This is a genomic window from Streptomyces sp. NPDC044044 (genome assembly GCF_056434405.1).
This window is the reverse complement of record NZ_JBWKFG010000008.1, coordinates 354,072-368,120: the sequence shown is the minus strand read 5'-3', so window position 1 is coordinate 368,120 and position 14,049 is coordinate 354,072. Positions and strand designations below refer to the sequence as shown.

Annotated in this window: 11 protein-coding genes and 1 pseudogene; 5 read left to right on the top strand and 7 right to left on the bottom strand. The window is 71.4% G+C overall.

Features of this window, described 5'->3' with window-relative positions:
• Positions 1-43: 43 nt before the first annotated feature.
• Complete coding sequence (gene ssgD, locus AC07AG_RS29685; RefSeq protein WP_478759190.1) at positions 44-457, bottom strand: spore wall synthesis regulator SsgD; 414 nt, start codon at positions 455-457, stop codon at positions 44-46.
• A 207-nt stretch (positions 458-664) separates the two neighbouring features.
• Here ssgD and AC07AG_RS29680 point away from each other — a divergent pair.
• The 4 genes and pseudogenes from AC07AG_RS29680 to AC07AG_RS29665 all read left to right on the top strand — a co-directional run.
• A pseudogene (locus tag AC07AG_RS29680) lies at positions 665-1,306 on the top strand (RNA polymerase sigma factor); the annotation flags it as partial.
• A 1,045-nt stretch (positions 1,307-2,351) separates the two neighbouring features.
• Positions 2,352-3,893, top strand: coding sequence for an ATP-dependent DNA ligase (locus tag AC07AG_RS29675; RefSeq protein WP_478759189.1), 1,542 nt, complete (start codon positions 2,352-2,354; stop codon positions 3,891-3,893).
• Positions 3,894-4,001: 108 nt separating this feature from the next.
• The gene (locus AC07AG_RS29670) at positions 4,002-4,487 is read left to right on the top strand and encodes a cation:proton antiporter regulatory subunit (RefSeq protein WP_249591803.1); all 486 of its coding nucleotides are present in this window, start codon (positions 4,002-4,004) and stop codon (positions 4,485-4,487) included.
• A gap of 4 nt (positions 4,488-4,491) precedes the next feature.
• The gene (locus AC07AG_RS29665; protein ID WP_478759188.1) at positions 4,492-5,754 is read left to right on the top strand and encodes a cation:proton antiporter; all 1,263 of its coding nucleotides are present in this window, start codon (positions 4,492-4,494) and stop codon (positions 5,752-5,754) included.
• Between the two features lie 98 nt (positions 5,755-5,852).
• Here AC07AG_RS29665 and AC07AG_RS29660 read toward each other — a convergent pair whose 3' ends face one another.
• The 6 genes from AC07AG_RS29660 to AC07AG_RS29635 are packed head-to-tail and all read right to left on the bottom strand — an operon-like array spanning position 5,853 to position 13,299.
• Complete coding sequence (locus tag AC07AG_RS29660; RefSeq protein WP_478759187.1) at positions 5,853-7,709, bottom strand: gamma-glutamyltransferase family protein; 1,857 nt, start codon at positions 7,707-7,709, stop codon at positions 5,853-5,855.
• Between the two features lie 11 nt (positions 7,710-7,720).
• The gene (locus AC07AG_RS29655; RefSeq protein WP_478759186.1) at positions 7,721-8,779 is read right to left on the bottom strand and encodes an ABC transporter ATP-binding protein; all 1,059 of its coding nucleotides are present in this window, start codon (positions 8,777-8,779) and stop codon (positions 7,721-7,723) included.
• Positions 8,776-9,801, bottom strand: a complete 1,026-nt coding sequence (locus tag AC07AG_RS29650) for an ABC transporter ATP-binding protein (protein ID WP_478759185.1) — start codon at positions 9,799-9,801, stop codon at positions 8,776-8,778. The genes AC07AG_RS29655 and AC07AG_RS29650 overlap by 4 nt, the downstream gene beginning before the upstream one ends.
• Complete coding sequence (locus AC07AG_RS29645; protein ID WP_478759184.1) at positions 9,798-10,682, bottom strand: ABC transporter permease; 885 nt, start codon at positions 10,680-10,682, stop codon at positions 9,798-9,800. The genes AC07AG_RS29650 and AC07AG_RS29645 overlap by 4 nt, the downstream gene beginning before the upstream one ends.
• Positions 10,679-11,632, bottom strand: coding sequence for an ABC transporter permease (locus AC07AG_RS29640; RefSeq protein WP_478759392.1), 954 nt, complete (start codon positions 11,630-11,632; stop codon positions 10,679-10,681). Before AC07AG_RS29640 ends, AC07AG_RS29645 begins: the two co-directional genes overlap by 4 nt.
• 56 nt (positions 11,633-11,688) lie before the next feature.
• Positions 11,689-13,299, bottom strand: coding sequence for an ABC transporter substrate-binding protein (locus AC07AG_RS29635; protein ID WP_478759183.1), 1,611 nt, complete (start codon positions 13,297-13,299; stop codon positions 11,689-11,691).
• A 293-nt stretch (positions 13,300-13,592) separates the two neighbouring features.
• Between AC07AG_RS29635 and AC07AG_RS29630 the strand changes: the two genes are divergently transcribed.
• Positions 13,593-14,006 (top strand): VOC family protein, encoded by a 414-nt coding sequence (locus tag AC07AG_RS29630; RefSeq protein WP_361041653.1) that lies wholly within the window; start codon positions 13,593-13,595, stop codon positions 14,004-14,006.
• Positions 14,007-14,049 lie beyond the last annotated feature (43 nt).

Below are 14,049 nucleotides of genomic sequence, written 5' to 3'. Positions count from 1 at the left end.
TAGGGCAGCCTAACCTAATCACCGTTGGGTGCGTGCGGCGCACTCAGACCCCACCGAGGAGCCGGGCGAGATCCTGATCCAGGCCGAGCCCCGCGACCTCGCGCCCCGCACCCACGACCGCGTACGTACGCAGCAGGAATCGCCGCAGCACGGCTCTGTCGAACTGGACCAGGGCCAGACCCTGCGGCGCATGGAACTCCAGAACCGTGCGCGCCCGCCCGCACGGCCAGATGTGCACGTCACCGCCGCCCGCGGGGGCACGAAGGCCCTCCTCCAGGAGCTGGCGGGCGAAGATCCAGGTGACTTCCGCGCCGTCGAGGGAGGCCTCCGGCGGGAAGGTGATCTGGACGGCCAGGGGGTCGGCCGCCGAGTAGCGCAAGGTCACGGGCAGTGCGCGTTCGTGCCCTTCAGAGGTGACCAGGCGGGCGCGGGCGGGCTGCTCAAGGGTGACGGCCATGATCGGACTCCTCTTCTGGCGCAGCTGCCGCTGCTCGCACTGCTTTCTTCCGTGACTGTTCGAGTCCGTGACAGGGGTGTTCATTACGCGACACGCGAGCCAATCCCTGTGACCTGCGCCACTCCCGACTCACAAGTCGGACATTTACCACCTAGGCTTTCGAATTCGTCCGAACCACCCGCAGTGGGACCGGGAGAGTGCTCTGCCATGACCGACGTATCCGCCGACGGGCCGGTCACCACGCCCACCACGGCCACGTACTCCCGCATCTACGAGGAGGAACAGCCCCGCCTTGTCGCCTACGCGCGCTCGCTGACCGGCAACGCCTGGGTCGCCGACGACCTCGTCGCCGAGGCGCACTTCCGCGTCTGGCGACGGCTCTCCGCGGGCCACGAGATCGAGAACGTACCGGCGTACCTCATGACGACCGTGCGGAATCTCGCGGTGGCCGTGGGACGCGACGCCGGGCGCGAGACGCCGCGTGATCCGCATGCCCCGGAGGCCGTGCGGTTCATGGAGTCCATCTGGCCCTTCGGCGCGGTCGACGGTGGCGGTGCCGACCCAGGTGACCGTGTGTCCTCCGTGGATCTGCTCGGTCGCGTGCTCGGCCAGTTGCCCGAGCGGTGGGTGAAGGCGCTGTGGCTGGCCGAGGCGGAGGGACAGCCGCTGGAGACGGTCGGCCGCCGGATCGGTGCCGGGCGGGGTGCGACGGCCGTCCTGCTCCACCGGGCCCGCGAGGGGATGCGGCAGGCCTTCCTGCGCGCGCATCCCGGGACGCCCGAGGATCCCGCGTGCGAGCAGCACTGGGATCGCATACCCGGCCACATACGCGGCGAGGCCTCCACCCGGCAGTCCGAGCAGTTGCTCGCCCATCTCGACGACTGCGCCGACTGCCGGGACAGGCTCGCGCTGCTCGCCCGCGCGAACGACCGGCTGCCCGCGCTGGTCGGACCTGCGCTGCTGATCTTCGTTCTGGGCGGCGCGGGCAAGTTCCTCGTGCCGTTGGCCGCGGGGTCCGCGGGGGCAGCGGGCGCCGCTTCCGCCCCGGGCGGGCATGGCGGTTTGCTGCACGGCGTACGTCACGTCCTCACCGGGGGCGGCAAGCTGCCCGCCGCCGCGGTGGGGGTCGTGGGCGCGTCCGTGGCGGGGGCTGCTGTGGCGGCGGGGCTTGTGCTCGGGGTGCGGGTTCGGGTTCGGGCCATGCGGTGCCGCCGCAGCGGGCTGCCTCGGTCGAGAGCGGGGCGCCGGAGCGGCCTTCCGCTCCGGCGGGTCCTGTCGCTCGACCGCCGGAGCCTCGTCCTGCGGCTCCGGCGGAGGAGGCTCCGGGGGAGGAAGCGGTGGAGGCTCCGGCGGAAGAAGCGGTGGAGGCTCCGGAGGCCCCGGCGGCTCCGGAGCAGAAGCCTGCCGCCGAGGAGGCTCCCGTTCCCCCGAAGCCGGAGGCGCCTGCGCCCGAGCCGCCGGTTCAGCCTGAGCAGGAGGGTTCGGCGGAGCCGGTGGCTCCCGTGGCGCCTGCTGAGCCGGCGGAGCCGGTCGCTCCGTCCGCCGAGCCGACGGAGCCTGTTGCGCCACCGGTCTCTACGCCTACTCCCACTCCCACTCCCACTCCTACTCCGCAAACGCCCACCCCGGAGCCCACGCCGGTGGACCCGACTCCCGTCGAGCCCACGCCTGTCGAGCCCACGCCTCCGCCTGAGCCGGACTGTGAGCGCTGGGTCGGGCCGATCTTTATCTGTCACCAGGCGTAGTCGGGGGTCGGGGGTCGGGGGCCGAGGGCCGGGGCGACCGATTCAGTCCCCCGACCCCGCCCCTTCCCGAAAACCCGCTGGCGCGGCGGTTCGTCCTCAAACGCCGGACAGGCTGAAAGACCCGGGCGGGATCGGGGAAAGGAGAACGCATGCTCCTAGCCCGCCTCGCCCACGTGTCCGCCACCGTGGCCACCACCCCCGCCCGCTCCCAGAAGATCGCCCTCCTCGCCGATCTCTTCCGCGCGGCCACCCCCGCCGACGCCCCCATCGTCATTCCCTACCTCGCGGGCCGCCTCCCCCAAGGGAGGCTCGGGATCGGGTGGAGTCTGCTCAAGGAACCGCCCGCGCCCGCCGTCGAACCCACCCTCACCGTTCAGGCCACGGACAACGCCCTGACCGCCATCGGCGCCCTCTCAGGTCAGGGGTCGCAGGCCGGACGCAAGCGGTTGGTCAGGGAGTTGATGGGGGCCGCCACCGGTGAGGAGCAGCGATTCCTCTTCGGGCTGCTGACCGGTGAGGTCCGGCAGGGTGCGCTCGACGCCATCGCCGTGGAAGGTCTCGCCCGAGCCACCGAGGCCCCGCCGGCCGCCGTGCGTCGCGCGGTGATGCTGGCCGGGGCGGTGACCCCTGTCGCCGAGGCTCTCCTCGCCAGGGGGCCGAGCTCCCTGGACGAGTTCCGGCTCAGCGTCGGCCGGCCCGTGCTCCCGATGCTGGCGCACGGCGCGGGATCCGTGACGGAAGGCGTCGGCAAGCTGGGGGTGCCGTGCGCCGTCGAGGAGAAGCTGGACGGCATCCGGGTCCAGGTGCACCGCGACGGGGACCACGTCCGCGTCTACACCCGCACCCTTGACGACATCACCGACCGCCTTCCCGAAGTCAGCGCTGCCGCAAGGGAATTGGCGGGCGACGCCTTCATTGTCGACGGTGAGGTCATCGCGCTCGACGGCGACGGCAGACCCCGGCCCTTCCAGGAGATCGCCGGACGCGTCGGGTCCCGTGTCGATGTCGCCACCGCCGCCGCCGGACTTCCCGTATCCCCCGTCTTCTTCGATGTCCTGTACGCCGACGGGCAGGATCTGCTCGACCTGCCGCTCGCCGAGCGGCACAGCCACCTGGCGCGGCTCGTCCCCGAGCCGATGCGGGTGCGGCGCGCCGTCGTCGACGACCCCGCCGACGAGGCTCAACTCCGCGCCGGCGAGGAGTTCTTCGCCGACACGTTGCGGCGCGGCCATGAGGGCATTGTGCTCAAAGCCCTCGACGCGCCCTACAGCGCCGGTCGTCGCGGTGCGACCTGGCTCAAGGTCAAGCCCGTGCACACCCTGGACCTCGTGGTCCTCGCCGCCGAGTGGGGGCACGGGCGGCGGACCGGCAAGCTGTCCAACCTCCATCTGGGCGCACGGCGCGCCGACGGTACGTACGCCATGCTCGGGAAGACCTTCAAGGGCATGACCGACGTGATGCTCGCCTGGCAGACCGAGCGGCTGCGTGAGCTCGCGGTCAGCGACGACGGATTCGTGGTGACCGTACGTCCCGAGCTCGTCGTCGAGATCGCCTACGACGGGCTGCAGAAGTCCACCCGCTACCCGGCCGGCGTCACGCTCCGCTTCGCCCGGGTCGTCCGCTATCGCGAGGACAAGTCGCCCACGGAGGCCGATTCCGTGGAGACGGTGTTGGCGGACGGCAAGCCCTAGTCGCGGCGCGGGTTCTCTACCACCAAGTTCAGGCAAAGAACGGGCCGATAGGGTGACCTTAACGCCGTATTGACGCCCATCAGCCAATCAGCAACTAGGGGAAGAGCTGTGTCCGCATCACGTCTCAGCCAGACGCCACTCCCAGGCATCGGCATCCGGTACGACCTGACCACCCGAGAACACCGCCAGATCTCGGTCGTCGCGCACCGGGACGGCGCGCGCACCCTCAGCGCCTACCGCGCCGACGACCCCGACGAGTGCGCCCTCTCGCTGCGACTGAGTTCCGGTGAGGCGGACGCGCTGATCGACGCGCTGATGCCCTCGCACCACAGCCCGAACCTTCTGCACACCACCGACCTCGGTCTCGTCGCCGAGCGCATCGAGGTGACCGGCACCTCGCACTGGAACGGGCGAGTGCTCGGCGAGACCCAGATGCGCACCGAGACCGGCGCCTCCATCGTCGCGGTCCTGCGCAGGGCCGAGGCCATTCCGTCGCCCGCGCCGGACTTCCGCCTCGCGGGCGGGGACACCCTCATCGTGATCGGCACCCGCGAGGGTGTGGAGAGCGCCGCCGCGATACTCGGGCGGGAGTGATTCGATGCACTCCGCTGTCTTCCTGATCGAATTCGGCGCGATCATCCTCGCGCTCGGGCTGCTCGGCAGATTCGCCGGACGGTTCCGCTTCTCCCCCATCCCCCTCTATCTGCTCGCCGGGCTCGCGTTCGGCGAGGGCGGGCTGCTTCCGCTCGGCGCCAGTGAGGAGTTCGTCGCGATCGGCGCCGAGATCGGCGTCATCCTGCTGCTCCTGATGCTGGGGCTCGAGTACACCGCGAGCGACCTGGTCAGCAACCTCAAGACCCAGTACCCGGCCGGTCTGGTCGACATGGGGCTCAACGCCGTGCCGGGCGCGATCGCCGCGCTGCTGATGGGCTGGGGTCCCGTCGCCGCCGTCGTCCTCGCGGGCGTCACCTGGATCTCGTCGTCCGGGGTCATCGCCAAGGTCCTCAACGACCTCGGCCGCCTCGGCAACCGCGAGACGCCCGTCATCCTGAGCATCCTGGTCCTCGAAGACCTGGCGATGGCGGTCTATCTGCCCATCATCACCGCCCTGTTGGCCGGTGTCGGCTGGGCCGCGGGCAGTCTCACCCTGGGCATCGCGCTCGGGGCCGCCGGTCTGGTGCTGTTCCTCGCCGTGCGCTACGGCCGCGTCATCTCGCGTTTCGTGTCGAGCGACGACCCCGAGAAGCTGCTCCTGGTCGTCCTCGGTCTGACGATCCTGGTCGCCGGGATCGCGCAGCAGCTCCAGGTCTCGGCGGCCGTGGGGGCGTTCCTGGTCGGCATCGCCCTGTCCGGCGAGGTCGCCGAGGGGGCGCACAGTCTCCTCGCGCCGCTGCGGGACCTGTTCGCCGCCGTGTTCTTCGTCTTCTTCGGCCTGCACACCGATCCGGCGAGCATTCCGCCGGTGCTGCTGCCCGCGCTGGTGCTGGCCGTCGTGACGGCGTGCACGAAGATCGCCACGGGATACTGGGCGGCCCGCCGCGCCAAGATCTCCGTCAAGGGGCGGTGGCGGGCGGGCGGCGCGCTGGTGGCGCGCGGCGAGTTCTCCATCGTCATCGCGGGACTCGCCGTCACCGCGGGCATCGAACCGTCGCTCGGCCCGCTGGCCACGGCGTACGTCCTGATCCTCGTGATCGTCGGCCCGCTGACCGCACGCTTCGCGCAGCCGGTGGCCGCGCTGGTGGGCGGCGCCGTGGCTCGTCGCCGGGGGACCGAGGCCGCCGTGGCGCTGCCCTCGCCGAGGCAGCCGGAGCGGTCGGCGGAGGAGTCGCTGGACGGCCAGGAGACGAGCGGCCGGTCCTGACGCCCGCCTTCGGCCGGGTACGCGGCGTCGCGTACCCGGCCGTGCCGCAGGGCTCCCCGCGCCCTTCGGGGAGCCCTGCGGGGCGCTCTCCGGGTGATCTACCGCCCCACGGCGTACCCCTGCATGCCCCGCGGGTTGGCCGCCGCCGAGAGCACGCCGGTGCGCGGGTCACGTGCCACCGCGCACAGCCGCCCCTCCGACCAGGGCTCACCGACCGTCACGTCGTGGCCGCGCCGCCTCAGTTCCTCGATGACCGACTCGTCCATGCGGGACTCCACCGTGACGCTCCCCGGGCGCATGCCGCGCGGGTAGAAGGAGCCGGGGAAGCTGTCGTTGTGCCAGTTCGGGGCGTCGATGGCGCCTTGGAGGTCGAGGCCTCCGCGTACGGAACCGCGCAGTGCGACCGCCAGGAAGAAGTGGACCTGCCACTGGTCCTGCTGGTCGCCGCCGGGTGTGCCGAAGGCCATCACCGGTACGCCGTCCTTGAGCGCGAGGGACGGGGTGAGCGTGGTGCGCGGACGGCGGCCCGGCGTCAGGGAGTTGGGGAGGCCCTCTTCGAGCCACGCCATCTGGAGGCGGGTGCCGAGCGGGAAGCCCAGTTCGGGCACGACCGGGTTGGACTGGAGCCAGCCGCCGCTCGGGGTGGCCGCGACCATGTTGCCCCAGCGGTCGACGATGTCCAGGTGGCAGGTGTCGCCGCGGGTCGCGCCGTCCGCCGATACGGCCGGTTCGCCGGGCACGGGTGAGGTGCCGCTCTTGGCGACGGTCGGCTCGCCGGCGCCCGCTCCGGGCAGGCCGAGCGCGTCGAATCCGGGCTCGCCCGCGGCGACGGCGCGCGCGTGGTCGGAGATCTTCGCGGTGCGCCCGCCGGGGCTTCCGGGGCGCAGTTCGTGCGAGGCCTTCTCGCCGATGAGCGTCCGCCGCTCCTCGTTGTAGGCGGGGGACAGGAGATCGGCGAGCGGGACCGTGCCGGCGCCGTCCGCGTCGCCGTACCAGGCCTCGCGGTCCGCCATGGCGAGCTTGCAGCCCTCGATGAGCAGGTGGACGTAGTCGGCCGAGCCGTACGCGGGCAGGTCCGCTCGTGCGGAGGGCAGCACGGCGAGCTGCTGCAGGAACGTCGGTCCCTGGCTCCAGCCGCCCGCCTTGCACAGGGTCCAGCCGTTCCAGTCGTACGTCGCGGGGGCCTCGTAGGTCGCTTCCCATCCGGCGAGGTCGGCGGCCGTCAGGGTTCCGGTGTGCCGGGTTCCGCTGGTGTCCATGGTGGGGATCGCCGCCTGGCGTATCAGTGCGTCGGCGATGAACCCTTCGCTCCAGATCTTCCGCGCGGCCTCGATCTGCTCGGTGCGCGAGCCGTTGCCCGCCTCCTCGATCACGCGGCGCCAGGTCGCGGCGAGCGCCGGGTTGCGCAGGAGTTCGCCGGGGCGGGGGGACTCTCCGCCGGGCAGGTAGACCTCGGCCGACGAGGGCCATTCGCTCTCGAAGAGTTCGCGCACCGTCTCGACGGTCTCGCCGACGCGCTCCACGGGCGCGTGCCCGTCATCGGCGTACCCGATGGCGTACTTGAGGACATCCGCGAGCGACTTGGTGCCGTGGTCGCGAAGCAGCACCATCCACGCGTCGAAGGCGCCCGGCACGGCGGCGGCGAGCGGTCCGGTGCCCGGCACGAGGTCGAGGCCGAGCGAGCGGTAGTGGTCCACGGTCGCTCCCGCGGGCGCGACGCCCTGCCCGCACAGGACCCGCACCTCCCCGTCGGCGGGCGCCACGATGATCGGCACCTCGCCCGCCGGACCGTTGAGGTGCGGCTCGACGACGTGCAGGACGAAACCCGCGGCGACGGCCGCGTCGTAGGCGTTGCCCCCGTCCTCCAGGACGGCCATCGCGGACTGCGAGGCGAGCCAGTGGGTGGAGGACACCATGCCGAAGGTGCCTTGGAGTGTCGGCCGGGTGGTGAACAAGTGAGCTGCTCCTAGCGTGCGGTGCGGGTACTGGGGATCGTACGGAGGGTCTGGGCCGCGGCAGCGTCCGGAGCCGTTCCGTCGTCGGCGACGAGATGGCAGGAGACCTCGCGTCCGGCGTCTGTGGGAAGCGTGCGCAGCTCGGGGACCTCGACACGGCAGCGGTCGACGGCCAGCGGGCAGCGCGTGTGGAAGCGGCACCCCGGCGGCGGGGCGAGCGGGCTCGGCAGTTCACCGCTGAGGACGATGCGCTCGCGGGTGCGCTGCAGCGCCGGGTCGGGTACGGGCGCGGCCGACAGCAGCGCCTGCGTGTACGGGTGCTTCGGGTCGGCGAACAGCTCCGCGGTCGGGGCCTGTTCGACGATCTGTCCGAGATACATGACGGCGATGCGGTCGGCGAGGAACTCCACGGCGGCCAGGTCGTGGGTGATGAACAGGCACCCGAAGCCCCGGTCGCGCTGCAGATCGGCCAGGAGGTTGAGGACCGACGCCTGGACGGAGACGTCGAGGGCGGACGTCGGTTCGTCGGCCACCAGGAGGTCCGGGTCGACGGAGAGCGCGCGGGCGATGGAGATGCGCTGGCGCTGCCCGCCGGAGAGTTCGTGCGGATGCCGGTCGGCGTGTTCGGGGCGCAGGCCGACCTGGGCGAGGAGTTCCGCCACGCGCGCGCGTGCGGCGTCCCCCTTGGCGATTCCGTGCAGCCTCAGGGGTTCGGCGATGATCTGCCCGACGGTCATGCGCGGGTCGAGCGAGGAGGAGGGGTCCTGGAAGACGAGGTGGAAGTCCTTGCGCAGGGGGCGCAGGGCGCGCCGCGAGAGGCGGGTCACGTCTTGGCCGTTGATGTGGATGGCGCCACCGGTGGGTTCGTCGAGCCGCACGGCGCACCGTCCCACCGTCGACTTGCCGCTGCCCGACTCGCCGACGAGTCCGACGACTTCGCCCTTGCCGACGGCGAGCGTGACGCCGTCGGCGGCGCGTACGGTGCCGCCGGGGCCCGCGAAGTGCCGCTCCAGGTCCCGCAGTTCGAGCACCGGCGCCGCGTCGCTCTCGCGCGTCTGGGTGGGGGTCACTGTCCGGCCTCCTGGGTGGTGGGCGTGAGCACGGGGGTCTCCTGCGGGTGCCAGCACGCCGCCCGGTGCGCGGCATCGGCTCCTGCGTCCAGGGAGACCGCCTTGAAGCCGGGTCTGCGCGTCGCGCACTGGTCGTCGGCGTGCGCGCAGCGCGGGGCGAAGGTGCAGGCGTCCGGCTGTGCGTCGAGGCTCGGCACCAGGCCGGGGATCTCGGGCAGGCGGCGCTTGCCCTCGCCGCCGGGGCGCAGGACGGCGCCCAGCAGGCCGCGGGTGTAGGGGTGGCGCGGTTCGGCGAACAGCTCGTGCACGGGGGCCTGTTCGACGGGTCGGCCCGCGTACATGACCAGGACCCGGTCGGCGGCGTCGGCCACCACGCCCAGGTCGTGGGTGATCAGGACGATCGCGGTGCCGAGCCGTTCGCGCAGGGACTGCAGGACTTCGAGGATGCCCGCCTGGACGGTGACGTCGAGCGCGGTGGTCGGCTCGTCGGCGATCAGGACGGACGGGTCGCAGGCGACGGCGATGGCGATCATGACGCGTTGCCGCATGCCGCCGCTGAGCTGGTGGGGGTATTCGTCGACGCGCTGGGCGGGGGCCGGGATGCCCACCAGGTCGAGGAGTTCGACGGCACGCGCGCGTGCCTCCTTCTTCGACAGGCCCTGGTGGCGCCTCAGCACCTCGCCTATCTGCCGGCCGATGGTCAGGACCGGGTTGAGCGAGGACATCGGCTCCTGGAAGATCATCGCGATGTCCTTGCCGCGGACCCTCCCGAGCTCCTTCTCGCTCGCTCCGGCGATCTCGGTCCCGCCGAGTCTGATCGACCCTTCGATGCGCGCGGTGGGCGGCAGGAGCCCCATCACGGCCATCGCCGTGACGGACTTGCCGCACCCCGACTCGCCGACCACCGCGAGCACTTCGCCCGGTGCGACGTCGTACGAGAGATGGTCGACGGCGTGCACGGTGCGGGTGTCCGAGCGGAAGGAGACCGACAGGTCGCGCACGCTCAGTACGGGCTTGCTCATCGGGTGGCTCCTCGGGGGTCGAGGACGTCCCGCAGGCCGTCGCCGAGCAGATTGAACGCCAACGTGGCCGCGACGACGGCGAGTCCGGGGAAGACCGCCATCCACGGCGCGGGCGCGAGGAAGGACTGGGCGCCGGAGAGCATCACGCCGAGCGACGCGTCCGGTGGCTGCACGCCCAGGCCCAGGAAGCTGAGCAGCGCCTCGCCGATGATCGCGGCGGGGATGCCGACGGTCGCCTGGACGGTCAGCGCCGAGGTCGCGTTGGGCAGGATGTGCCGGAAGAGCACCGTGGCGTCGCCGCCTCCGTTGGCGACGGCGGCGGCCACGTAGTCGACGTGTCGCAGCCGCAGCGTCTCCGCGCGGGTGATGCGGATGACGGCCGGGATCTGCGAGATCCCGATGGCGATGGTCGCGTTGGTGAGCGAGGGGCCGAGCACCGCGGCGAGCCCGACGGCGAGCACCAGGAAGGGGAAGGCGAGCATCGTGTCGGTGAGCCGTGAGACGACGCTGTCGGTGAACTTGCCGTAGTAGCCCGCGAGCAGGCCGAGGGGCACGCCGACGACGAACGCGAGCGCCACCGCCAACACGCCCACCTGCATGGACGCCCGCGCCCCGTACACGACGCGGGAGAGCTGGTCGCGGCCGAGGTCGTCGGTGCCGAGCCAGTGCGACCAGCCGGGCGCGGCAAGGGCGTTGGCGAAGTCGGGGCGCGCCGGATCGTAGGGCGCGACCAGGGGCGCGAAGAGCGCCACGAGGACGAACACGGCGGCGATGACGCCACCGGTCATGGCGAGCCGGTTCTTGCGCAGGGTGCGCAGCTTGCCGCTGCGCGCGCTCGCGGAACGTATCCGTCCCAGCGTGGTGAGGACCGCTGTGGTCACCGGGCACCTCCGAGCCGGATGCGCGGGTCGATGACCGAATACGCCACGTCGACCAGCAGGTTGATGAGGATGTACGCGGCCGATGTGCACAGCACCACGCCTTGCAGGGTCGCGTAGTCGCGGGTGAAGACGGCGTCGATGGTGAGCTTGCCGAAGCCGGGCAGGACGAAGATCTGCTCGGTGACGACGGCGCCCGAGATGAGGTGGCCGAGCTGGAGGCCGAGCACGGTCACGACCGTCACCAGGGAGTTGCGCAACGCGTGCCCGCCGATGACCTCGCGCCGTGACAGGCCCTTGGCCCGCGCGGTGCGTACGTAGTCGGCGGAGAGCGAGTCGAGCATCGCCGCCCGTGTCTGGCGCATCACCACGGCGGCGAGGCCCGAGCCGAGGACGATCGCGGGCAGCACCATGCGGCGCAGGTTGTCGAGCGGGTCGGTCCCGAACGGCACGTATCCGGAGGCCGAGAAGACCGGCAGGGCGATGGCGAACCCGAGGACCAGGACGATGCCCAGCCAGAAGGTGGGGATGGAGAGGCCGAGCAGGGCGAGGGCGTTGGCCAGCCACTCCTCCGGCCTGCCGCGCCGCACGGCGGCGACGATGCCCGCGCCGATGCCGACGGTGACCGCCAACAGCAAGGAGAGGGCGGCCAGTTCGAGGGTGATGGGCAGGGCCGCGGTGATCGCGTCGGCGACGGGAAGGCCGGTGCGTGAGGACGTCCCGAGGTCACCGGTGATCGCGTGACCGATGAACCGCCCGTACTGGATGGCGATGTTGTCGTCCAGGCCGTAGCTCTCACGGACCGCGGCGAGCGCCTCGGGGCTGCGCTCCTCGCCGGCGAGGGCGAGCGCGGGGTCGCCGGGCAGGGCGCGGATCCCGGCGAAGACGACCATGCTCACGAGCACGAGCGTGATGCATGACTGCCGGAGCCGGGTGAGGATGTAGGACGTCATGGGGCTCAGCCGCGGAGTGATCGAGCGGGCGGGGCCCAGGCGCAGCGGGCTGAGGCTCATCGCGCGTACCCCGCTGTCGTGAGGCGCACCAGGCCGTCGCCGTAGACGCGGACGCCCGCGACGTCCTTGCCGGTGACGATGTAGTTCTTCTGCCGGTAGAGGTAGACGAGCCCGCGCTTCTGCTGGGCGCGGCGGGTCAACTCCCCGTATATCTTGGCGCGTTCGTCCGGGTCGGCCTCGGTGCGGCCGCGCTCGACGAGGCGGTCGATGGCCGGGTCCGAGAGGCCGTAGGCGTTCATCGCGCCGCGTGTCTGCAGGAAGCTGGCGATGTTGCCGTCCGGGTCGAGCCGCCCGGACCAGCCGCTGGTGAAGGCGTCGTAGTGCCCGGAGTCGGTCTCTTCGAGCATGGTGGCGTACTCGGTGGGGCGCAAGGTGACGGCGAACCCCGCTTCCTTGGTCATGGCCTGGACGACCTGTCCGAGGCGGCTGGACTCGGGCGTCGTGGACACCTTCAGTTCGATACGGACCGGCGTCTTCACCCCGGCCTCCTTCAGGAGCCGCTTGGCCTTGGCGACGTCCCGCCCGGGGCAGGCGGACGCCTTGACGCCCGGCGCGATGGCGGACTCGGGTGAGACGGGGCCGCAGGCGGGCTCGAACATGCCCTGGAAGACGACCTTGTTGATGAGGTCGCGGTCGATGGCGAGCTCGAACGCCTCACGGACCTTCGGCTCGCGCGCGAGAGGCGTGTCGATGCGTCCGGGCTTCTGCCCGAGACCCTTCACGTTCCCCACGTTGAGGCCGATGCCCTGGTAGCCGAGCGAGGGCGAGTTGAAGAGCTGGAGACCGGGTTCCGTCAGTGCGCTGCGTACGTCGACGGGTGTCATCTGGTCGCCGACCTGGATGTCGCCGGAGCGCAGGTTGGCCAGGCGGACGTTGCCGTCGGGTATCGGCTTGTAGATCACCTTGTCGAGGTGGACCTGGTCGGCCGCGTAGTAGTTGGGGTCCTTGGCGAGCACGATGCGGTCACCGCCGACGCGCTCCACGTACTTGAACGGGCCCACGCAGGAGGGGTGGTTGGTGAAGTTCTTGCCGTACTTCTTGAGCGCGGTCGGCGACATCACCATGCCGGAGCGGTCCGCCAGGACGGCGGTCAGCGGCACGTAGGCCTGCTTGAGCGTGAGCTTCACCGTGTACGGTCCGGTCGCCTTCGCCCCGGCGAGCGGGGCGAGTTCGGTGGCGCGCGCCGAGCCGGCGAGGTCGCGGTGGCGCAGCAGCGAGGTGACGGCGGCGTCCGCGTCCAGCTTCGTCCCGTCGCTGAACCTCAGGCCTTTGCGCAGGCCGAAGGTGACGGTGCGGCCGTCCTTCGACGTCTTGGGCAGGGCCGTGGCGAGCTGCGGGATCACGGTCCCGTGCTCGTCGATGTCGTAGAGCTTCTCGCACATCCCGGCGAAGACGGTGCGGCCCACGAGGGTCTGCGCGAGGGTCGGATCGAGCTTGTCCGGGTCGGCGTTGAGGGCGACGGTGAGGGTGCCGCCGTCGCGCACGGGACGGTCGTCGGTCATGCGCTCACCGCCGACCTCGGTGGCCGAGGACTGCAGGGAGCCGCAGCCCGCCGTCAGGGACATCACCAGGGCAACTGCCGCGAGGGCAACCGCTTTTCGGCGCACGGGTAGGTACCTCCGCCAGGGTGGTTCCGGGCTGATCGTGGACGATCAAGGAATACGGCAGAACGTATTTCGCATACAGTCCGCACACAAGAGGCCTGTCCGGATGCCGGACCAGATTTGATGAAGATTGAATAACCGGGCGCGACATTCGGCGGCCTATCCGTCCATCAAGGGACGACATGCCTTTCCGTGCCTCAAGGGACGACCTGCCGCATGCCGCCCGAGGGGCCGTTGTCAGTGGGCCGCGCTAATCTCCGCGCAACTGACCGTTCACCCCGATCTGGGAGGTTTTCATGGCCTCGCGTCTCAACCCGTATCTCAGCTTCGGCGGCGATGCCCGCCAAGCCCTGGAGTTCTACAAGGAGGTCTTCGGCGGCGACCTGGCCCTGAACACCTTCGGCGAAGCGGGCCACCAGGGCACTCCAGAGGCCGACCAGATCATGCACGGCATGCTGGAGGCACCGAACGGCTTCACCCTGATGGGCGCCGACACCCCGCCGGGCATGCAGCACAACCCCGGCAACAACTTCTCGGTGAGCCTCAGCGGAGACGACGACGCCGAGCTGCGCGGCTACTGGGAGAAGCTCTCCGCAGGCGCTTCGGTGGCCGTGCCGCTGGAGAAGCAGATGTGGGGCGACGTGTTCGGCATGTGCACGGACCGCTTCGGCGTCCCCTGGATGGTCAACATCAGCGAGCCGCAGAGCTGACCGCCCACCTGCTGTCCGCAAAGCTGACCGACCGCCCGCGGAC

Coding starts and splice junctions, on each gene's coding strand:
- ssgD (WP_478759190.1), bottom strand. CDS start 457: ATGGCCGTCACCCTTGAGCAGCCCGCCCGCGCCCGCCTGGTCACCTCT.
- AC07AG_RS29675 (WP_478759189.1), top strand. CDS start 2,352: ATGCTCCTAGCCCGCCTCGCCCACGTGTCCGCCACCGTGGCCACCACC.
- AC07AG_RS29665 (WP_478759188.1), top strand. CDS start 4,492: ATGCACTCCGCTGTCTTCCTGATCGAATTCGGCGCGATCATCCTCGCG.
- AC07AG_RS29650 (WP_478759185.1), bottom strand. CDS start 9,801: ATGAGCAAGCCCGTACTGAGCGTGCGCGACCTGTCGGTCTCCTTCCGC.
- AC07AG_RS29640 (WP_478759392.1), bottom strand. CDS start 11,632: ATGACGTCCTACATCCTCACCCGGCTCCGGCAGTCATGCATCACGCTC.
- AC07AG_RS29630 (WP_361041653.1), top strand. CDS start 13,593: ATGGCCTCGCGTCTCAACCCGTATCTCAGCTTCGGCGGCGATGCCCGC.